Origin of the sequence: Polaribacter sp. AHE13PA, from assembly GCF_019278505.1 — a bacterium.
In the GTDB taxonomy this organism is placed as follows: Bacteria; Bacteroidota; Bacteroidia; order Flavobacteriales; family Flavobacteriaceae; genus Polaribacter.
The window spans coordinates 1485587-1507263 of record NZ_CP058985.1; the positions used below are offsets into that span (position 1 = coordinate 1485587).

24 protein-coding genes and 1 pseudogene are annotated in these 21677 nt (G+C 29.2%); 16 read left to right on the plus strand and 9 right to left on the minus strand.

The features are described 5' to 3' along the window. Positions 1-52: 52 nt before the first annotated feature. Positions 53-1360, minus strand: a complete 1308-nt coding sequence (locus tag H0I28_RS06485) for an MFS transporter (protein WP_218761052.1) — start codon at positions 1358-1360, stop codon at positions 53-55. A 99-nt stretch (positions 1361-1459) separates the two neighbouring features. Next, the gene (locus H0I28_RS06490) at positions 1460-2263 is read right to left on the minus strand and encodes a M48 family metallopeptidase (protein ID WP_218761054.1); all 804 of its coding nucleotides are present in this window, start codon (positions 2261-2263) and stop codon (positions 1460-1462) included. A 186-nt stretch (positions 2264-2449) separates the two neighbouring features. On the opposite strand from H0I28_RS06490, the gene msrB reads away from it, so the two are divergent. The 9 genes from msrB to folD all read left to right on the plus strand — a co-directional run bounded on the left by msrB (position 2450) and on the right by folD (position 10990). Continuing rightward, the gene (gene msrB, locus H0I28_RS06495) at positions 2450-2926 is read left to right on the plus strand and encodes a peptide-methionine (R)-S-oxide reductase MsrB (RefSeq protein WP_218761056.1); all 477 of its coding nucleotides are present in this window, start codon (positions 2450-2452) and stop codon (positions 2924-2926) included. A 98-nt stretch (positions 2927-3024) separates the two neighbouring features. Then, entirely contained in the window at positions 3025-3552 is a 528-nt protein-coding gene (locus tag H0I28_RS06500; RefSeq protein WP_218761058.1) for a T9SS type A sorting domain-containing protein, read from the plus strand. Positions 3553-3555: 3 nt separating this feature from the next. Further along, positions 3556-4236, plus strand: coding sequence for a hypothetical protein (locus H0I28_RS06505; RefSeq protein WP_218761060.1), 681 nt, complete (start codon positions 3556-3558; stop codon positions 4234-4236). A 9-nt stretch (positions 4237-4245) separates the two neighbouring features. Beyond that, the gene (locus H0I28_RS06510; RefSeq protein ID WP_218761062.1) at positions 4246-5394 is read left to right on the plus strand and encodes a hypothetical protein; all 1149 of its coding nucleotides are present in this window, start codon (positions 4246-4248) and stop codon (positions 5392-5394) included. Between the two features lie 96 nt (positions 5395-5490). Beyond that, positions 5491-6189, plus strand: a complete 699-nt coding sequence (locus H0I28_RS06515) for a hypothetical protein (protein ID WP_218761064.1) — start codon at positions 5491-5493, stop codon at positions 6187-6189. A gap of 134 nt (positions 6190-6323) precedes the next feature. After that, complete coding sequence (locus H0I28_RS06520) at positions 6324-7709, plus strand: hypothetical protein (RefSeq protein ID WP_218761066.1); 1386 nt, start codon at positions 6324-6326, stop codon at positions 7707-7709. A gap of 217 nt (positions 7710-7926) precedes the next feature. Next, entirely contained in the window at positions 7927-8469 is a 543-nt protein-coding gene (locus H0I28_RS06525) for a DinB family protein (RefSeq protein WP_218761067.1), read from the plus strand. Positions 8470-8700: 231 nt separating this feature from the next. Beyond that, the gene (ffh, locus tag H0I28_RS06530; RefSeq protein WP_165733415.1) at positions 8701-10029 is read left to right on the plus strand and encodes a signal recognition particle protein; all 1329 of its coding nucleotides are present in this window, start codon (positions 8701-8703) and stop codon (positions 10027-10029) included. Between the two features lie 85 nt (positions 10030-10114). After that, positions 10115-10990 carry a bifunctional methylenetetrahydrofolate dehydrogenase/methenyltetrahydrofolate cyclohydrolase FolD gene (gene folD / locus H0I28_RS06535; RefSeq protein WP_218761068.1) on the plus strand — a complete coding sequence of 292 codons (876 nt, stop codon included), beginning with the start codon at positions 10115-10117 and terminating at the stop codon, positions 10988-10990. Positions 10991-11059: 69 nt separating this feature from the next. Here the strand turns inward: folD and H0I28_RS06540 are convergent, their stop codons facing one another. Both H0I28_RS06540 and H0I28_RS06545 read right to left on the minus strand, forming a co-directional pair. Then, positions 11060-12076 carry an AI-2E family transporter gene (locus H0I28_RS06540; protein WP_218761069.1) on the minus strand — a complete coding sequence of 339 codons (1017 nt, stop codon included), beginning with the start codon at positions 12074-12076 and terminating at the stop codon, positions 11060-11062. Positions 12077-12156: 80 nt separating this feature from the next. Continuing rightward, positions 12157-12450: a cupin domain-containing protein gene (locus H0I28_RS06545; RefSeq protein ID WP_218761070.1), complete on the minus strand. Its 294-nt coding sequence runs from the start codon at positions 12448-12450 to the stop codon at positions 12157-12159. An 11-nt stretch (positions 12451-12461) separates the two neighbouring features. On the opposite strand from H0I28_RS06545, the gene H0I28_RS06550 reads away from it, so the two are divergent. From H0I28_RS06550 to H0I28_RS06580, 7 genes and pseudogenes are all read left to right on the plus strand, one after another. Beyond that, complete coding sequence (locus tag H0I28_RS06550) at positions 12462-12677, plus strand: DUF2007 domain-containing protein (RefSeq protein WP_218730753.1); 216 nt, start codon at positions 12462-12464, stop codon at positions 12675-12677. A 350-nt stretch (positions 12678-13027) separates the two neighbouring features. Continuing rightward, complete coding sequence (locus H0I28_RS06555) at positions 13028-14029, plus strand: bifunctional oligoribonuclease/PAP phosphatase NrnA (protein ID WP_218761072.1); 1002 nt, start codon at positions 13028-13030, stop codon at positions 14027-14029. A 155-nt stretch (positions 14030-14184) separates the two neighbouring features. Then, a complete protein-coding gene (locus H0I28_RS06560; RefSeq protein ID WP_218761074.1) occupies positions 14185-16272 on the plus strand; it encodes a lipocalin family protein in 2088 nt (695 codons plus the stop codon). Between the two features lie 70 nt (positions 16273-16342). Further along, complete coding sequence (locus tag H0I28_RS06565) at positions 16343-17914, plus strand: helicase HerA-like domain-containing protein (protein WP_218730750.1); 1572 nt, start codon at positions 16343-16345, stop codon at positions 17912-17914. Between the two features lie 41 nt (positions 17915-17955). Next, positions 17956-18522: a hypothetical protein gene (locus tag H0I28_RS06570; RefSeq protein WP_218730749.1), complete on the plus strand. Its 567-nt coding sequence runs from the start codon at positions 17956-17958 to the stop codon at positions 18520-18522. Between the two features lie 188 nt (positions 18523-18710). Next, positions 18711-19115 carry a hypothetical protein gene (locus H0I28_RS06575; RefSeq protein WP_218761076.1) on the plus strand — a complete coding sequence of 135 codons (405 nt, stop codon included), beginning with the start codon at positions 18711-18713 and terminating at the stop codon, positions 19113-19115. Then, positions 19112-19234, plus strand: a pseudogene (locus tag H0I28_RS06580) (cupin); the annotation flags it as partial. The gene H0I28_RS06575 and the pseudogene H0I28_RS06580, both read left to right, overlap by 4 nt. 52 nt (positions 19235-19286) lie before the next feature. On the opposite strand, the gene H0I28_RS06585 reads toward H0I28_RS06580, so the two are convergent. The 5 genes from H0I28_RS06585 to H0I28_RS06605 form a co-directional block, all read right to left on the minus strand. Then, positions 19287-19751 (minus strand): nuclear transport factor 2 family protein, encoded by a 465-nt coding sequence (locus tag H0I28_RS06585; protein WP_218730754.1) that lies wholly within the window; start codon positions 19749-19751, stop codon positions 19287-19289. Positions 19752-19904: 153 nt separating this feature from the next. Further along, positions 19905-20660, minus strand: a complete 756-nt coding sequence (locus H0I28_RS06590) for a LytTR family DNA-binding domain-containing protein (RefSeq protein ID WP_218761078.1) — start codon at positions 20658-20660, stop codon at positions 19905-19907. Positions 20661-20735: 75 nt separating this feature from the next. After that, positions 20736-21047: a 2TM domain-containing protein gene (locus tag H0I28_RS06595; protein ID WP_218753646.1), complete on the minus strand. Its 312-nt coding sequence runs from the start codon at positions 21045-21047 to the stop codon at positions 20736-20738. Between the two features lie 4 nt (positions 21048-21051). Further along, the gene (locus H0I28_RS06600) at positions 21052-21387 is read right to left on the minus strand and encodes a 2TM domain-containing protein (protein ID WP_218761079.1); all 336 of its coding nucleotides are present in this window, start codon (positions 21385-21387) and stop codon (positions 21052-21054) included. Between the two features lie 2 nt (positions 21388-21389). Next, complete coding sequence (locus tag H0I28_RS06605) at positions 21390-21677, minus strand: 2TM domain-containing protein (protein WP_218761080.1); 288 nt, start codon at positions 21675-21677, stop codon at positions 21390-21392.

A 21677-nucleotide genomic window follows, 5' to 3' on the forward strand; every position in this document is an offset into this window, starting at 1 on the left:
TTTTATTAAAAATATAAAAAAAAGTGCTGAGTTTTAGAACTCAGCACTTTTTTTATTTAACATATTTTGTTTTCTTAATAGTATTTAAAGAAATAAAAGCAGCTAAAAAGAAAACAGCTAAAGCCAAAACACTAGATTGTATAGATATCATAGAATTTAAAATTCCGAAAGTTACCATACCTACTACTAATGCTATTTTTTCTGTTACATCAAAAAAGCTAAAATAGGACGCATTATCTTCTGTTTTTGGTAACATTTTTGAGTATGTAGATCTTGCTAAAGACTGTATAGCTCCCATTACCAAACCTATTAAAGCTCCTAAAATATAAAAGTACATTTCTATATTCGGAGTGTCTTTAGTTAAGTTAAATCCTATAAAACAAACCAATCCCCAAATAGCAATGGTAATTTTTAATGTTTTTATATTCCCTATTTTATTTGACAATCTAGAAAATAAAAAAGCGCCTATAATTCCTACAAACTGAACTAGTAAAATAGTACCAATTAAGTTTAAGGTTTCTAAACCTAAAATAGTACCAAAAATACCCGCCATTAAAATAATAGTCTGCACGCCGATACTCCATAAAAAGAATGAAATTAAAAAAATTTTTAATTCTCTATAAGCAAATAATTCTTTGGCAACTTTTTTTATTTCTTTTAATCCTTTCGCAAAATAATTGTCTTTTGGGATTTCTTTTTTCTCTTCGTTTGGCAATTTAGCATAGGTTATTTGTGCAAAACCAAGCCACCACAAACCTACTAAGACAAAAGATAATTGTGAGCCAAATTGTTTATCATAAAAACCAAAAACTTCAGTTTCTATTAAAACTAAACACAAAAGCAATAATAAAATAGAGCCTAAATACCCTAACATAAACCCTTTTGCACTTGCATTGTCTTGTTGTTCTGGTAAAGCAACTTCTGGCAAATAAGCATTGTAAAACACGATACTTCCCCAAAAACCTATACTCGCTAAAATGGTAAAAAGGATTCCGACCCAAAGCGTTTCTTTTCCTGTAAAAAAATATAAACTCATTACAGAGAGCGCGCCTAATAAACAGAAACCTTTTAAAAATTTCTTTTTATTACCAGCATAATCTGCAATACCAGAAAGCATTGGGGATATAAAAGCCACTACTAAAAAAGAAAATGCCATTGCATAATTATACAAGGTTGTCGGATTCCAAAGTGTGTCTAAAAAAGTAATTTTCCCTTCTGCATTTGCAAAACCTTCCGAAGCCGTTAAGCCTGCGTAATAAATTGGAAAAACAGCAGTACTAATTACTAAAGAATATACTGAGTTTGCCCAATCATAAAAAGCCCAAGCATTAATTAATTTTTTATCTCCAATTTTTAACATAAAATCTATTTTATAAAAAAACCGTTCAAAAAAACATCTTTTTTTGAACGGTTACAATATAGGTAATCTATTTGTTTCCTTATTTTTTATTTATACCTTTTACTTGGCGTTGTACTCTGCTGCATATTTTTTAGCCGTTGGTAAATAATTTCTTAAATCTTGTATTCTAGATTCATTAGAAGGGTGTGTACTTAAAATTTCTGGTTGAGAACTTCCGTTAGATAAGTTACTCATTCTTACCCAAACCTCAGCAGCTTCCCTTCCATCATAACCTGCCATAATCATAAAAACCAAACCTAACCTGTCTGCTTCCTGCTCATGAACTCTACTAAATTTTAACATTCCTAAACCAGTAGTAACACCAAATGCAGTATTCCATAATTGTTGAGATTCGTCACTTTTACCAGAAGTACCCAATGCTACGGCAACACCACCTAATTGTTGTAATTGTCCTTGAGACATTCTTTCTTGTCCGTGTTTAGCAAAAGCATGTGCAACTTCGTGCCCCATTACTGCAGCAACTCCATTTTCATTAGCACAAATTGGCATAATACCAGTGTAAAAAACAACTTTTCCTCCTGGCATACACCAAGCATTTACAGTTTCATCATCTACTAAATTAAATTCCCATCTATAAGAATCTGCTTCTGAGCTCATATTGTTTGCTCGCATAAAACGATCTACCGCTGCAGAAATATTTTTACCAACATTTTTAATTTGGTTAGACATTGCAGTATTTGTAGATAATTTATTTTCTTCTAAAAAAGTACTGTATTGAGCAAAACTAGTAGGTAGCACTTGTGCATCACTTACAAAATTAACACGACTTCTCCCCGTAATTGGTACGGTACTACATTCTACAAAAAGTAAAACTGTTAAAACTAAAACTGCTAATTTTTTCATCTATTTATTTTTTATGATCACTAATTAATAAGACACATCTATTTCTAAATTGTCACTATTGGTTGATTATTTACAATTCTATAAAATTACATATTCTATCTTAATCAAAAAAATAATTTATTGCCGAAAGTTAAATCTGTAATTATGTCACAAAGTTTTCGTCTAACTTAAAAACATTTAAAATTTATGAAAAATATTTTCTCTTTACTAGTTTTTATTTTAATGATTAGCTGTAATGGTATAGCTCAAACATCATCCAAAGAAAAAAAAACATACACCATTGAAAAAACAAATACTCAATGGAAAAAAGAATTAACAGCTAAACAGTATTATATATTACGAGAAGCAGGTACCGAAAAACCTTTTTCGAGTTCTTTTAACACAAACAAAACAAAAGGAACTTACGTTTGTGCTGCTTGTGAAACACCTCTTTATAAATCTGAATACAAATATGATTCTGGTTCTGGTTGGCCTTCTTTTGACCGAGCAATAAAGAAAAATGTTGAGTTAGATGTAGATTATAAAATTGGTTATGCAAGAACAGAATTAAAATGCAATACTTGTGGAGGTCACTTAGGTCATTCTTTTGATGATGGCCCTAAAAACACCACTGGAAAACGTCATTGTATTAATGGAGACGCCTTAAAATTCATAACTAAATAAACGATAATTATAAACAAAAAATCAAATTAAAGTTAATTTCTTGTTAAAAATGCATATATTTAAGAAAAAACTGCATTATAATTAAAAAGAAATTTTCATTGATTAAAGAACTACTTTTCATAATACTTGTTTTACTTGTAATTGAAACGCATTCTCAACAAACAAAACAAACTCTTTTAAAACCTACAATATCTACAGTAGGTAGTACATCTGTATACCCTATTTCTAACAATATAATAAGGTATACAGTTATACAAAGCATTGGTCAATCTAGTATTATTGGCACAAAAAGCACTGGTAAAATAGATGTACAACAAGGTTTTTTAAATAATAGTAAAATATTTAACATCAATAACTCTGACAAGGATATTATTGATAAATCTCTTCGCCTTGTCATTTCTCCAAATCCTTTTATAGAATATCTAACACTCAATTTCTCCAAAGAAACTAAGCATAAAATTCATATACACATATATGATGTTACTAGGAAAATCATCTTAAAAAAAGAATATTCCTCTACAGATAATTTACTTATCCAGTTAAAAAACTATAGTATAGGCACTTATATTATACGCATACAAAGCGGTAATAATACGTTTACAGAAAAAATACTAAAAACAGAATAAGGGATGTGGAAAAATATCTCAAATATTATAATTATAACTGTTGTATTTATTTTCATAAATAATACAACAAAAGCACAACAAGCCTATTTAGAAACTGGTTTTGAAAACGCCTATTTTAAAAATTATGTAAATAATTTAGGAAATAATACTTTAGATTTAAGTTACTCAAAAGCACAAGATTTTTTTATTGAAAGTGGTTTTAGATTTGCGTTATATGAAGAACGATTTACTTGGGATATAGGACTTGGATACAACAAATATAAAATTAATACTGGTTTTTATTCTTGTAAGATTAGCACACCAACAACGTATGATTTAAGTTATTTAACCTTGAAACCAGGGATTAACTTTGCATTTGTTAATGAAAGACGATTAAAAGTACAGGTACACACACATATTTCTTACGATTGGCTTATTTCAGGCACAAGAACATATAAAGACAACACTGTAAATTTATACAAGGAAAATACTTTTGACAAAAATTTAATTAGAATACACAGAGGAATAAGTATAGAGTATGTTATTCATGATAATCTATCTACTTATGTAAAATATAATGTAGCTGATAGTTTTAAAGAAAAAAACAAAGACAGTAATATAGAAGAAGCATATTCATTTCACACCAAGGCATTTTCATTTGGATTGTTATTCTATATTTTAAGATTAAATAACAGAAGGTTCTAAAAAATAAATATGAAATTTTCACATAAAATACGGCTCTTTTTATTTTTACTCACAAACACTTTACTGTTTGGTCAAACACCTGGTTTTAATTATCAGGCGCTAATTTTAAATAACGAAGAAATTCAGATTCCTGGAACAAACGTATTAGAGAATAAAGTTCCCTTAGGCCTAGAAGAAATTACCCTACGTTTTACTATAACAAATGAAACCTCTGTAGAATACATAGAAGAACATACAATTAGTACAGATGAAAACGGCATGGTTTCTCTTATTGTAGGCGAAGGAATACCCATAAGTAATACATTTTATGATATTAATTGGGATGGAAAATTAAAATATTTAAATGTTGAACTAAATATTCTAAACAATAACGACGGTTTTGTCTTTTTAGACAGTCAAAAAATATTATACATACCTCAACCTGGTAATCGTAATGAGAATAGAAATGGGAACATAAAAATAGTAAGTTCTTTAGGAGACTTATCTCCTCCTTATCAATTAGGAGATATCATTTGGCTTACAGATTATGGTATAAATAACTCCCCATCATTAATGATTTGGAATGATATAAAATGGACACCTATTAATAATGATTTTGATCCTACTAATGAATTTGGACTTATAGTAGTGGGTAATGATAGCTTTAGAGATGCTCAATTTAAAAACCTTGTAATTGGAGATCAAGTTTGGAATCAGGCTTGTAATTGTTTAGAAGTATATGATGGTACTCAATGGGTTTCATTAAGAAACATGAAAGCAGAAAATGGTCTTTACACAGGCGACAATAAAGTAAAATTAGGTGGTATTTTAATAGAACCAACTTTAATTACCACAAGCGCAACAAACACATTTGCCTTTGCAGGATTGCAAGAAAGCACAAATACTGAAGATCAAATAGTAGTTATGAATAAAAGTACAGGTGTTTTAAAACAAAAACCTAGTTCTACTCTCCATCAAAAAAAACAAGTAATTATTATTGCTTCTGATGGTCAATTAGAATTTACCACTCCCCTCAACATTACAAATTCTGATAAAATAGATGTATTTAGAAACGGTGTTCGCATCAATTTTATTGCAATTAACAATACAACTATAAAACTAGAACAAGAAGCGAAATGTTACCAAGATGATAAAGTTAGAATAGTCCAACTATATTAATACATCACTCATAAAAAACTGAAAAGCCTATGAATAAAAACAATTAAAAAAGAAAAATAACAATTAAATTAATTAAAAATGAAAACTATGAAAACTATGAAAACGAATTATTTAAAATTAACAATATTAGGTATTATAATTATGGCGAGTAGCGCCATAAATGCCCAAAGAACAGAAACCTCAACTAATGCTGCAACCGATTTTACAAAACAAGCAAATACCGTTTTAGGTGAGGCTGGCGGATCTATAAAAGTTATTGATAATAAGGGTACAATTAAGTATTTACAATCTAGTAATGGCGTAACAATGTTTACGGACACCGCACCAGATGGAGGTGTAATTACAACCTGGCAATTGGGTGGTACTTTAACAGATGATACTTATATAGACGCATCAGGAGCTATTTTTGCTATTACAGGAATTGATGGAATTGACACAACCGCTGGTGATGCTGAAAACTCAGCTGCAACAGCTTTTGACACTACAGGATATTCATTATTAGTTAGGGATGAAGCTACTGGTGAAACAAAAAAACTTTTAATGACTAATTTCATTGATGTTCTATGGGATGAAACAGAATTGACTGCAGATGTAACAACTGACTTTACTGTGGATGCTGTTGGTATTTTAGCAACTACAAACGTTAATCGTGTATCTGTGTATAGAAATGGAGCAAAATTAAGATCTGGTACAGATTACACAATTACTAACGTTAATGAAGTAAACATAGTTGTTGCTTCATTAGGCGGTACTGCTTATACTGGAGATGTTTTTGAAGTACACTTTATTAAGTAAAAATAGCATCTTTATAAATTATGGTTTGTAAAATTACAAGCCATAATATTACTATTCATAAAAGAATACTACTCTTATTTTCAAAATCAACTTTCTTTACTTTTTGACTTTATAACTCTATTTTATAAATAAAAATGCAGCAATTTCTAAAACAACATATTATCACTTTTTTACTACTATTAGTAGCTAGTATATATGCTCAAGAAATTAGCGTTATCAATAACAAAGGAACTATACTTAACATAAGAAATAATACAGTTACAACTTCTAATACGAGTAATTCAAATCCAGTAGAAAACGATATTTGGTTTGATACTTCCTCCTCACCCACTACTGTTAAAATTTATAATGGTACTTCTTGGGAAAAATTATCTCCAACAGCTACCGAAGGATCTGTATTTTTTGCAAGTGCTACAGGTATACCTACAGAAGACAATACTCAATTATTCTGGGATAGCACCAATAATAGACTGGGTATAGGGACAAGTTCACCTACAAATAAGTTCCATGTTACAGGAGCCATGAGAACGGAAGGCATTTTAAATTCTGATGGTACTATGGGTAGGCCATCATACAGATTTAAAAATGATATAGATACAGGAATGTACAGCCCAGTCGCAGATGAAATTAGGTTTTCAGTTGGTGGTATAGAAGCTCTCAATATTGATGAAATAGCAAACACAACAACTGTAACTATAAAAGAAACCCTAAAATTAGATGGTCATATTAAGGATAAAAATAATTCTACAGGTATTACTGGACAAATTTTATCAGCAATTAATACAGGAACAAATTGGATAGATGCTTCAACTATAAATACGGATACTCAAAAAATTGATATTTATACTTTAAATATAGATGGAAAAAATTTAGAGATTTCATTAGAAAATGATGCTGAAACAACAAAACAAACAGATTTATCAGCATTAAAAATTACAGGTGATATTTCAGGAACCTTAGCAGCATCCACCATTATAAAAATACAAAACATAGATGTTTCAAACATACCTCCAACAAACGGACAAACATTAGTTTATGATAATACTTCATCTCAATATATACCAAAAACTTTTTATACACCTACAGTAAGCGAACGCTACCCAAATGCAATACAAACAATTGCAGAATCTTCCAATTTTACAACAATCAACTTTCAATCTCAAGATTTTACTCCCAACTCTTCAGATTACACTAATACTACAGATGGAATTATTGCACTTAACACAGGTAGATATAAAATTACATACAGAATTACATCCGAAGTAATAAATAATGTTCGAGTTGGAGGAGAATTTCAACTCACAAAAAATACGATATCGGTAAATAATACAATAGCTTATAGTTATCAAACAAGTAATTTGGTAAATAAAAGTACGGTAACGATGGTAAAAATTTTAGATTTAATTGCAAATGATAAAATTGGAGTTCAAGGTAGAGTTTACGAAAGTGATCGTGGAACTCTAGATAGTTTAACCATACTACCTGAAGGAACTATGCTAACTCTTGAAAAAATTAATTAAGAAGAAAACGAAACACTTTATGTTATTATAAAGCGAATTTACTTTCTAATTCTGCTATAACCATTTGCAGTTTTCAGGATATCTATTATTGTAGAATACGAGAGAGTATTTGCTGAAGTAAACAACCATTCACACTTAAAAAACACTAAAAGTCATATTAAGCCTCAACAGTTTATAACGTATTTTTTTTGTATCTTACTTACATAATTTATTATTGATGGAAAAAGAGGAAATTGCAGATTTATTAGAGGAAAATCACAATACTTTATTTAAATGGTTAGAAGATCAACCAAATGACAACTGGGAAAAAGGTCCCGATGGAAAATGGACTGTAGGACAACAAATACTTCACTTAGTAAATAGCTTACAACTTTTAAATAACGCTTTAAGTTATCCTCGCTTTTTTTTAAAATACAAATTTGGGTTATGTAATAGAGAACCTATAGATTACAAAACGATTGTAAGCAAGTACCATCAAAAATTACTTGACAATAAAGATAAAACAAAGAAATACAATCAAAAGTTAAAAAAACCATTATTAAAAGATAGAGAACGTCTATTAACAAAACTGCAAATACAGAGTAAAAAACTACAATTTAAACTCAAAAAAATTAGTGATGTTAATTTAGACACATTGGTACTTCCGCATCCATTAATGGGTAAAATGACTATTAGAGAAATTATAATGTGGACAGCATATCATACAGAACATCATACCAAAATATTAATAATGCATTATGGTGAAGAGACTTATTGCTAACCTTAGTAGGTATAAAATATCTAATTTTACTTCGTGATAAAAATAAGATCATAAGTTTAAATTCATATTATTCAAGATTTCAATAAGAAACTTCGTTTTTATTAACCTATTTACCTTTAATTGATCTCAAATCAATTAATAAATATCTTTAACTACATATTTTCTAATTCTGATTCAATAAAAAACTATTCTAATTCATATATTTGTGCTTCCTAAAAAAGAAGACGAATTATGTTTAATAATTTAAGCGATAAATTAGATAAAGCTTTACACACCTTAAAAGGTCATGGTAAAATTACAGAGGTTAATGTTGCCGAAACATTAAAAGAAGTTAGAAGAGCGTTGTTAGACGCCGATGTTAACTTTAAAATTGCCAAAGAATTTACCAAAAGAGTTCAAACCAAAGCATTAGGGCAAGACGTTTTAACTACGTTAAACCCAGGTCAATTAATGGTAAAGTTAGTTAAAGATGAACTAACAGAATTAATGGGTGGAGAAACTGTAGGTGTTAATTTAGGTGGTTCGCCAACTGTAATTTTAATGTCTGGTTTACAAGGTTCTGGTAAAACTACTTTTTCAGGAAAATTAGCAAACTTTCTTAAAGATAAAAAATCTAAACAAGTTTTATTAGTTGGTTGTGATGTTTATAGACCTGCTGCAATAAATCAATTACAAGTTGTTGGAGAACAAATTGGTGTTGAGGTGTATGCAGAAGTTGGAAACAATAATCCTGTTGAAATTTCACAAAACGCTATAAAACATGCAAAAGCAAACGGTAAAAACGTAGTTATTATTGATACTGCTGGTCGTTTAGCCGTGGATACAGAGATGATGAATGAAATTTCTAACATTCATAAAGCTGTAAGTCCACAAGAAACTTTATTCGTGGTAGATTCTATGACAGGGCAAGATGCAGTAAATACTGCAAAAGCTTTTAATGATATCTTAAATTTTGATGGAGTTGTTCTTACAAAATTAGATGGAGATACTCGTGGTGGAGCTGCATTATCTATTAAATCTGTTGTTGATAAACCAATTAAGTTTATTGGTACTGGAGAAAAAATGGACGCAATAGATGTATTCCATCCAGATAGAATGGCAGATCGTATTTTAGGGATGGGAGATGTTGTTTCTTTAGTTGAAAGAGCACAAGACCAATACGATGAAGAAGAAGCTAGAAAATTACAGAAAAAGATTGCTAAAAATCAATTTGGTTTTGATGACTTTTTAAGTCAGATTCAACAAATCAAAAAAATGGGTAGCATGAAAGATTTAGTTGGTATGATTCCTGGAGCTGGTAAAGCTATGAAAGATGTAGATATAGACGATGATGCTTTTAAAGGTATCGAAGCTATTATTCATTCTATGACGCCGGAAGAAAGAAGCACACCAACAACAATAAACGCCAGTAGAAAAAAGAGAATTGCAAAAGGTTCTGGAACTTCTGTTAATGAAGTAAACCAGCTAATGAAGCAATTTAACCAAATGAGTAAAATGATGAAGATGATGCAAGGCGGCGGCGGCAAAAAGATGATGCAAATGATGAAAGGAATGAAGTAAAAATATTAAAAAAGATAAACACACGTTTATCTTTTTTTAATTTACATAATACACAACAACTAGACAACAACACAACAAACTAGAAATGATTTTATTAGACGGAAAAAAAACATCTGCAGACATTAAAGAAGAAATTGCTTTAGAAGTAAGAGATTTAAAAAGTAAAGGAGCTGATACACCTCATTTAGCAGCGATAATAGTTGGAGACGACGGTGCAAGTATCACTTATGTGAATGCAAAAGTAAAAGCTTGTGAGCTTGTTGGTTTCGAATCTACTTTAATTAGATTACCAGATGATACTACCGAAGAAGATTTATTAAATGAAATTGCTATTTTAAATATTGATAAAGATATTGATGGTTTTATTGTGCAACTTCCGTTACCAAAACATATAGATGAACAAAAAATATTAATGGCTATAAATCCTGATAAGGACGTAGACGGTTTTCATCCAACGAACGTTGGAAAAATGGCTCTAAATTTACCTACTTTTATTTCTGCAACTCCTTTTGGAATTTTAGAGCTATTAGAAAGATATAAGGTTGAGACTTCTGGAAAACACGTGGTTGTTTTAGGTAGAAGTCATATTGTTGGTAGCCCAATGAGTATTTTATTATCTCAAAAACGAAAGGTTGGTAATGCAACGGTAACAATGTGCCATAGTAGAACTCAAAATTTAAAAGAAATAACTTTACAAGCAGATATTATTATTGCTGCAATTGGTATTCCTGAATTTTTAAAAGCAGATATGATAAAAGATCATGTTACTGTAATTGATGTAGGTATTACTCGTTTAGAAGATGCCTCTAAAAAAAGTGGATTTAGATTGGTTGGTGATGTCGCTTTTGATGAAGTTTCTAAAAAATCTGATTTTATTACTCCTGTTCCTGGTGGGGTTGGCCCAATGACTATTGCCATGTTATTAAAAAACACATTATTAGCTTGCCAAAGAAAAAGCTAATTTTTTATAAGGTATAAAAAAAGCGATGCATTAAATGCATCGCTTTTTTTTTGCTTAAAATTGTATTGATTAAATATTATTTTCGGCAAATTCTTTTCTGTAAATTTTTACAATTACTAAAAATAAACTAATTAATAATGGTCCGAAAATTAAACCAATAAACCCAAATAAAGGCACCCCAACAATAACACCAATTAAGGTAATTAAAGGGTGCACATCATCTAATTTTTTTAATACCAAAAGCCTTATAATATTATCTGTAGACCCAACCACAACTATCCCATAAATTAAGATTCCCCAAGCAGCAACACTATCTCCAGAAGCTAACGTTAAAATAAAAACAGGTAATATACCTACAAAGGTTCCTATAAAAGGAATCATAGAACCTACTGTAACAATTGTAAACCAAAAGAATGGGTTATTTATATCGAAAATTAGAAAACCTATTAACGCAATAATACCTTGTGCAATAGCAACTAAAGGAATTCCTATGGTATTAGAACGAACCATAGACTTCGCTTCGGAACCTATAATCTTTAAATTCACTTCGTTTATCGGTAAATATTTGTATAAAGATTTTCTTAAGATTTTTTCATTTACCAACATAAAGTATAATAAGAAGTACATTAAACCAATTGATATAAATATATTAAAGGTACTACCTACAAATCCCTGCAAGTTATCTGTTATCCAACTAGACACTTCTTCCGCGTCTATACTATCTGTAAAATTATAACCTACTTTACCTTCTAAAGAAGTCATTTGTGTTTTAAACTTGGATACAACCTCTTCTGAATTTCCAACTACATCACGCACTTTATTTGCCAACATTAATAAAATACCCGAAATAGGTAAAAGTATACCTATAAAGGAAACTAAGATTAAAAAAGCTGCGGCAATATTTGGTTTCCATTTTTTATTAACCAAAAAAAGCATTGCTTTTCTTAATAAAACAAAAATAGTTATTGCCCCTAAAACACCTGATAAATAGGGAATTAATTCCCTGAAAATTAGAATTAAAATAAATAAAATAAGTAATAAAACAAATATTTGTCTTATTATTCTTGGTGCAATAGTATCTTTCATATGTAGTAGTTTATCGCAATTTAGAAATAAAATAAAATTAATATTATAACTATCAATTTATAAATTAACACAAATGTAATCTATACTTCTTCTCTATGTACCAAGTCTATAGAAAAAGCTGGTAAACAAACTGCCATATATTCACAAGGATCTGTAAAAGGATTTGAATATTGAACTCTGGTATTTTTTTCTATTTTAATAGATTCACCTGCAGATAAAATAATGGTTTCACCATCTATTATAAATTGTTTTTTTCCTTTAATAATATAGGTGTATTCTTCAAACTCTGGAGTTTGAAAAGGTTCACTCCAACCAGAAGGCGCAACCATATTGTAAGTAATATTGTAATTTAGTAAAAATATTATTATATTCATTAAAAAATACTATGAGCTTAATAACAATTCAAAAATCACACAACATTTCTGATTTATTTATACTAAAAGGCAGGTTAGAGCACGAAGGAATTAAATGTTTTTTACTAAATGAATTTACAACTCAAATAATGCCACATATGGGATCATTTGAAGTTGAGCTACAAGTTCATGATGCAGATATAGATAGAGTAAAAGAGATTTTAGCTGAAGTTAATCAAATTGAGTAGAATTAACATCAGAAATAAAGCGGATAGATTACTTTAATACTGAAAATATAAAAGCAAAATTGTAATTATTTAATCAAATGCTTTTTTTTATATTACTGTATGAACAAAATAAATGAGGTTTAAATCTAAAATAAAAATAGTTCTGTAAGGATTACTTTAGTTTTTATCAAGAAAATATTTTTATTTAAAGGTTTAACTACTTATAATCTTAAAATTAGTGAACTTGTTTTTAAATAATTTATTGGCAATTAAATAATAAGAACTCACTGCTTCACTTCAATAATAAACCTAACTTTGCATCCTCATAAAAAATACAATTGCGGAGTATTTGCAATTGAAAAACACACGACATGAATATTTACCAACAAATAGAAGCAGAAATTCAAGCTGCTTCAAACATCGTTATTACAGCACACAAATCTGCAGATGGAGATTCCATAGGTTCTTCTTTAGGTTTACTTCATTTTATAGAAAAGTTAGGAAAGAAAGCAGTTGTTTGTCACCCAGATAAAGCACCAGATTTTTTATATTGGTTAGATACTTCTTCAATTCTTTTAATGGAAGAAAACCCGGAAGAAGTAACAGAAGAAATGCAAAAAGCAGATTTAATTTTCTGTTTAGATTACAATGCAACCAATAGAGTAGGTCCAGAAATGCAAGTTTTGTTAGAAGAAGCAACTTGTAAGAAAATTATGATAGATCATCATTTGAACCCTGAAGAATTTCCTACAATCACAGTTTCAGAAACTACAGCATCATCAACATCACAATTAATTATAGATTTAATAGAGCAATCTGGTCATTTAGAATTGTTAGATGAAAAAATAGGAACCCCTTTATATTTAGGAATTTTAACAGATACAGGAAGTTTTAGATTCAATTCTGTAAAACCAAGAACACACGAGGTTTTAGCTAAAATTTTAGCAGCAGGAGTAGAACATCATTTAATTCATGAAAAATTAAGTGATAATAATACAGAAACTCGTTTGCGTTTACAAGGATATGCAATGAGTGAGAAATTAGAAATTTTATACGATTATAATGTGGCAATTATTTCTTTATCTAAAGAAGAGTTGGCGAAATATCACTATAAGAAAGGAGATACAGATAGTTTGGCAAATTTAGTTTTATCAATAAAAGGGATGAAAGCTGCTATTGTATTTACTGAAAGAGACGGAATTATGAAAATTTCTTTCCGTTCTAAAGGAGCAGAAAACCCGGTTAATATGTTAGCAAAAGAACATTTTAACGGAGGAGGACATGCTAATGCTTCTGGAGGAATGAGTGATTTAACTGTTGATGAAACTCTAGAAAAATTAAAAGGATTAATTCCTGAGTATTTTCAGAAATAAGACCAATTGTCTTTTACATATAAAAAGAGGTTTTAGCTTTACAAAGTTAATACCTCTTTTTTATTGCGCTCAATTTTAATTTTTTTCAAAACTAGTTCAAAGAATTATTTACGTTCAATAAAACTTTGATTATTTTTATCAAAAATTAGATAAACATGATGCAACATTACGAGTTTGTTAATAGAAAAGGCATTACAAAAAGAATTTTTAATCTGTTAGTAGTTGTTTCTTTTCTAACCATATTCTTTTCTTGTAATAGTAACGATGATAATTTATTTAACGAGGAAGAAATTATACAAAAAGACGCTAAAATAGAAGATTTAGCGGGTGCTTGGTCTATTTATAAAGTTGAATATGATGGAAACGAAGCTTCTGTACCTGCAACAACTGAAGAGTGCGGTAGAGATTTTTTTATTTACAATAGTTCTGGTACTTATGAAGAATTTCTTTATCAAGAATCTTATCGATGTCAACCGACACAGAATACGTTAAACTGGACTTTAAATAATGGAATAATTACGTTAAATTCTGATGAAGACAATCAGTATGAAACAATAAAAATTAAAAATTTAAGTAAAGATAACTTTGTGTTTTTTGTTAGTTTAGATACGGATGGTGACGCTGTTAAAGAACAATATACTTTTACTGCTTACAGATATTTACCACCAAATGAAATGGATGTGTATACAGCTACTTTTCAAAAAAAGGAAGAGGGGCCATTTGAAAATCACATAGAATTTGGTTGGGATGCATATAATGGCTACAATATATTTGAAAAATACGAGATTTATAGAAATGGTAAGGACTGTAACTTAAACGGAGCTACTTTATTAAAGACAATTACAGATGTAAATTTAAATACTTTTATAGATGAAGATCCTTTATCAAATAGCGAAGCGTGTTATTTTCTAAAAATTTACACTAATAAAGGCCTTTTAGGAGAAAGTGATCCGAGGTATATAAACCCTGAATTTATATTTCCAGAAAATGTTGTTTTTAAAAATGCGGAGGTAATTGAGAATGAGGTTTCTTTATCTTGGGAAAAATATTCTGGTTATTATTTTTCTCATTATGAGATAAGAGTGCAAGATCAGAATGAGAATTCTAGCCCTAATATAGAAAGCGTTAAAATTATTTCGGATATCAATACAACCACCTTTATAGATGAGAATCCACCTTATGTAAACAATCCTATTTATACTATTTATGTGCACAATATATTTGGGAATATTAGTAACTTGAATGATGAGAAATCTGTTGTAGAAACAGCTTTTATAAGACCAGAATTGTTAGACGCTGATTATATTAAATATTTAAGTTTTGATCCGGAAGGTCAATCCTTTTACTTTTATTTAAGAAATACCAAAAACGAGCCAAGATTGGTAAAATATGATTATATCAAGCAAGAAATAACAGCAGAAGCTTTTAAACTACCAACGTCGTATACAGAAGTGGAAATGAAATTAATTACTTCAGAAAATGGAAAAGAACTAGTTTTTTCTCAAAGTGATAACCTATTTATTTACGACGCAGAAACCTTAAATTATAAATATTCTTTAGTTTCATCATATAGGGCAATGGGTAGTTTTGAATATTTTGATGATAATATCTGGGTTTTATCAGACAGTGATGATGTTTTTACTTACAAAAGGAATGGAGATCAATTTGTAGAAATTGATGAAAAACCACATTTTTCAGATCACCAAGGAGGTCAGAATTATGAAATTACAAAATTAGATAAAAACAACTTTTTTTTAAGTCATAATAACGAGGGCAGAGCAATACATTATAGTATTAGTAATACAGGAGAAATCTCTAATAATGGAATAATAGAAATTCCTTTAAAATTCAAATATAATAGTGATGTGTCAACAAATACAACAAGTTCTTATTTACTAAACAAAAAAAGAAATACGGTTTATTCTTTAGATGACTTTTCTAAAATAGTAAGTTATTCTACTCCAATAGTTACATCAAATTTTAGTAAAAATGGGACTGAAATTTATGGTACAAATAATGATTCAGAAGTTTATGATAATCATAAAAATTTTAAAAAGGAAATTATAGTTTATAGTATTTTAAATAATAATTTTAGAACCTTACCTACAAAAGGATTTCCATTATACATTGCAGAAGATAATTTAGGAAATATAATAAGTCTGTCTTCTGGTTTTCCTAGAAATTCTTATTATGATAGTTATAATGGCAATGTTGCAGATCTGTTTGTAGAAATTATTAAATAAGCAAAACAAACTCTTTAAATAATTTCACAACAATCAAACTTTGATTATTTTTATCAAAATTTAGTTTTAAATGAGTCAGAAAGAAGAATTTTTTGAATACATCAATAACGGTTACAAAACCAAAGGCGATTTTATAGCATTAGGTGCCGCAATGTTAGGGGAAGAAACCGTAACAGATGCGCTGGTAAAAATACCACTTAAAACTCTAAATAGGCATGGTTTAATTGCTGGAGCAACCGGAACAGGAAAAACAAAAACCCTACAAGTTTTAGCAGAAAACTTATCAGAAAAAGGAGTCCCTGTTTTGTTGATGGATATTAAAGGAGACCTTTCTGGTTTGGCACAACCTAGTCCAGGACATGCAAAAATAGACGAACGTCACGCAAAAATTGGTTTTCCGTTTACGGCACAAAAATTTCCTATAGAAGTTTTAACGATTTCTGAACAAGACGGAACAAGAATGCGTGCTACAATTTCAGAATTCGGACCTGTTTTATTATCAAGAATTTTAGACTTAACAGAAACTCAAAGTGGAATTGTTGCCATCATTTTTAAATATTGTGATGATAATAAATTTGCCCTTTTAGATATTAAAGATTTCAAAAAAGTTTTACAATACGTTACCAATGAAGGTAAAGAAGAAATTCAAGCGGAGTATGGGCGAATTTCATCTTCATCTACAGGTGCAATTTTGCGTAAAATTGTAGAGATAGAACAACAAGGAGGAGATTTATTCTTTGGCGAAAGATCTTTTGAAGTAGAAGATTTAACAAGAGTAGATGAAGACGGAAAAGGAATTATTTCTGTTTTACGATTAACAGATATACAAGACAAACCAAAGTTGTTTTCAACATTTATGTTACAATTATTAGCTGAGGTCTATGAAACTTTCCCAGAGCAAGGAGATAGTGACAAACCGGAGTTAATCATCTTTATAGATGAAGCGCATTTGGTATTTGAAGAAGCTTCTAAAGCTTTATTAAATCAAATAGAAAGTATTGTAAAATTGATTCGTTCTAAAGGGATTGGTTTGTATTTTGTTACGCAAAACCCTAAAGATGTGCCAGAAGATATTTTAGCACAATTAGGTTTAAAAATTCAACATGCATTAAGAGCATTTACAGCAAAAGATAGAAAAGCTATTAAGTTGGCTGCAGAAAATTATCCATCTTCTGAGTATTATGACACCAAAGAAGTTTTAACGCAATTAGGAATTGGAGAAGCTTTTGTATCCGTTTTAAACGAAAAAGGAATTCCAACTCCGTTGGCAAGAACCATGTTACGCGCACCAATGAGTAGAATGGATGTTCTAACTGATAAAGAGTTAAAAAATGTAATTAACAACTCACGTCTTTTCTATAAATACAATGAAAATTTAGACAGAGAAAGTGCGTACGAATTATTGAATGAAAAGATAGAAAAGGTTAATATTGCAGAAGCAAAAGCTATACAAGCAGAAACCGATAAAAAAGAAAGAGAAAAATTAGCAAAAGAAAGGGAGAAGGAAAGAATAAGAGAAGAAAGAGCTTCTAGAAGTACTACCAGACGCAGAAGTACGGCACAAAATCCATTAATTAAAGTATTAACAAGTGCAACTTTTATTAGAGCTGCATTTGGGATTTTAAAAAAAGTATTAAAATAAGAAATAAATAAAAAGAACATTTAAATAACAAACATACTATAATGATTAACAAAAATATCCTTCCAATTATTGCAATCGCATTTTCACTATTTGTAATTAGCTGTGATAATACTAGTAAATTTAAAATAGAAAAAGGTAAAGTTGGTGCGCTTACAACCACAACTACAATAAAGGAATTAAGTACTATTTTTAAAAACGATTCTATTGTTAAAAATTTAAGTGAAGGTGCACAAGGAGACAATTATTTTCAAGAAGACGATGAATATTTCATTTTTGAAAAAGGAGGAAAATTGTTACTTACAATTTTGCCAAAACAACAATTAGATTCTACATCTACCATAAAAAGTATAGAAATTAATGATGTGCGTTATACAACTGCATCTGGAATTAATTTAAATTCTAGTTTTTCAGAAATAAATGCCAATAACAATATTAACAGAATAGAGACTACTTTAACTTCTGCAACGCTTTTTTTAAACGACTTAAATGCAACAGTTGCTATAGATAAAGAAGAGTTAGGTCTAAAAGAATTGATTACTCAAAAAGTAACAAAAGAACAAATTCCAGATTTAGCAAAAATGAAATCTTTTATCGTTTGGTTTAATTAAATTTTAGGGCAAATTTTGTCGCTTTATTTTTTTAACAAAACCGCGCTTTCAACTATATCTTTTTATGTAAAAATAAATTGATACTTTAAAAACTCTTATTTAATAAATAATATTTTGTTATATTTATTAAATAAGAGTTTTTACATAAAAAGGATGCCGTTTCAATCGCTTTCGCAAAACCAATATTTATGAAAACATATTCAATTGAAAACAGTGAAAGAACAGTTTTAAGACCAAATTCTGAGTTTGAAAGAAGAATTATCTTTCAATATTATTTAGATAATGACATTAAAATAAACTCCAAAGAAAAAGAGATTCTTTTAAAAACAGATGTGTCAGAACATGAGTCTATTGGTATTATAGGGTGTTTATTAAATGATAGCACTCATTTAAATACTCTTAGGTTAGCGATTGGTTCTAAAAATTTGTCAAATAAAAAATTATCTAATTTAGCAAGTTCATTATTTAATGCTAAAGAATTAGAAAAAGCAGATACGGTTTACTTTGTAGAAAAAAACGTTGATGATTTAAGTAGAATAGAAAATATAATAACAAGCGAATATCTTGCCGCATTTTATAGTTTTAACAGATGAAAAAATATACCATTCAAAAAGCACCCTTTGTGGTTCCAACCACAGATGGTAAAATAATAGAAGAACATTTCGGACAAGCAACCGATGGAAACTCTCAAATAAGTATTGCGCATATAATTTTAGTATTGATACATCATTAAAATGACTGAATCTTATGTTAATTAGGCGTTGTTATTTTTTTATAAAAACATCTAATCGGTTGTTGGTAGTTTGCTGAATTTTATTTCTCATAAAAGAGGACCATCCCAATAAATAACCAGGAAGTCCCATTGCTTGTTTTGTCCAAGACCATAAATCAAAAGTGTCAAAATGCTGTATAATTTTACCATCTTTAAATCTAAAATCGGCAGAAACTCTATTAACCACTTTTCTTTTCTTGTCTCCATAAAGATATTCTGCTACCCAATTTGCTTTTCCGTTTTCTGCAGTTGCTTCTATATTACTAAAGTTAATAGTAGTGTCTTGTTTTTTATTAGAAAGTAGCATTTCCCACATTTTAAAAGCTCTATCTCCTTCTAACCTTCCGAATACAGCATCTTTAAAGACAACATCCTTATGATAACATTCTAGCATTCCTGTTACATTTCCATTAGAAAATGATGTGTAAAACTTCTTTATTATTTCCTTATTTTCCATTTAGTTGCTATTTTTAATTGAGTTTAATGTTAACGATGATATCACATCGTTTCAAAGTCCAATTATCAGAAGTTAGCGAAGTTATAAGAAAATAGGTACGGAAACAAATCTAACTCTAAAACTAAAGGTTTCTTTAATAATAAATTAACGATATTAGTCAATCCAGTTCTTAAAATCTTTTACACGTTCCCTACTCACAATAATTTCACTATCAGAATAAGAATCTAAGATTAACTTTAAACGAGAATTAGAATATGCTATAATGTCTTTTATAGCATTTATGTGCACAATAAAAGTTCTGTTAACTCTAAAAAAATGTTCCGGATTTAATTGTTCTTGCCAAGTTTCTAAAGAATTATCTAGCAAGTAATTCCTATTTTCTTTAGTATGAATATAAGTAGATTTATTCTCACTGTAAAAACATGCTACCTCGTCAATATTTATAATTTTTATGTGCTGACCAACCTTAATCGTCAATCTCTTTTTAAATTTTCTATCTACGGGATTCACCAATAGTTTACGAATTTCATCCAAGTTTACCTGTACTTCTGTTTCTTTTGGCCGATATTCTTTAAACTTTTCTACGGCAACTTTTAGTTCATCTTCATCTAAAGGTTTTAGCAAATAATCAATACTATTTAACTTGAATGCTTTTAACGCATATTCATCATAAGCAGTAGTAAAAATAATAGCAGATTTTACTTCAATTTCTTCAAAAATCTCAAAAGACAATCCATCAGAAAGCTGAATATCTAAAAAGATCAAATCTGGATGTTCATTGTTTTGTAACCAATTTAAAGACTCTTCTACCGAGTGCAACATCTGCTGAACTTCTAAATTTAATGCTGCTAACATTCTGTTTAGCCTTCTTGCTGCAGGTTTTTCATCTTCAATTATTAATACATTCATTTTTGTAATCGCTTTTTAAGATTGTTGATCTTTTATATTTTTTTAACTCTTCTTTTTGTTAATATTCAGTTGATTTTAATCTTGCATAAATTCTTTGATTTTTTTCTCTTCCCAATTTTTATTAAAAACACCTGCAAAACCAAATGTTTTAAAAGCATCAATTAACAAAATAACTCCCCAAATTAACCAAAAAGGAATATGCTTAAATCCGTCTGAATCGTATTGATTGCTTAGCACAAAGTCACCGAAAATCTTAAAAGAAAACGTCCAAACAAATGTTAAAAATAAATTTACTAAAACATAGGTTACAACATGTTTGTAAAACTTTTTAATTTCTGCAACTCTTTGTTTTGCTTCAAAAAATCTCTTTTCGTCTAAATTTTCCATAATCTTATAATTTATGTTTCCTGAGATCTTCTTTATCCATCATTTCTTTAATTTTCTTTTCTTCCCAATCTGCGCCAAAGCCAATCGATTTAAAACCAAAAACGCCCATCCAATGAAAAAACATACCAATTCCCCAAAAAAGCCAAGTAGAATAAGTACCAAAGTTACTTATAGCATCTTCAAAATTATATCCGCTTTGCATTAAGCCAAAAATAACAACGGCACTAATAAAAATGTTTACCAAAACGTAAACCATTAAATGTACATAAAAACCTTTTATTGCTTTTACTCTTTTTTTAGCTTTAATATAATTTTGTTCTTTTGTAAAATCTCTTTCCATAACTATTTTTTTTCATTCATAAATTCTTTAATCTTTTTTTCTTCCCAATTGTTTCCTAAACCTAATAACTTTAGTCCAAAAACAGACAACCAGTGAAAGAAAAGCCCTGTTCCCCAGCCACATAAAGAGAACCAAAACCAATGAAAATGAGGTTCGAATTTTAAATTTACAAAAATTATAATCGGTATCACAATACAATAAATACTTAAATGTGTGTAAAACCCTTTTATCTTTTTTACTCTTTTCTGCGCTCTAATATATTGTTGTTTTTGCGTAGTATCTGTATCCAT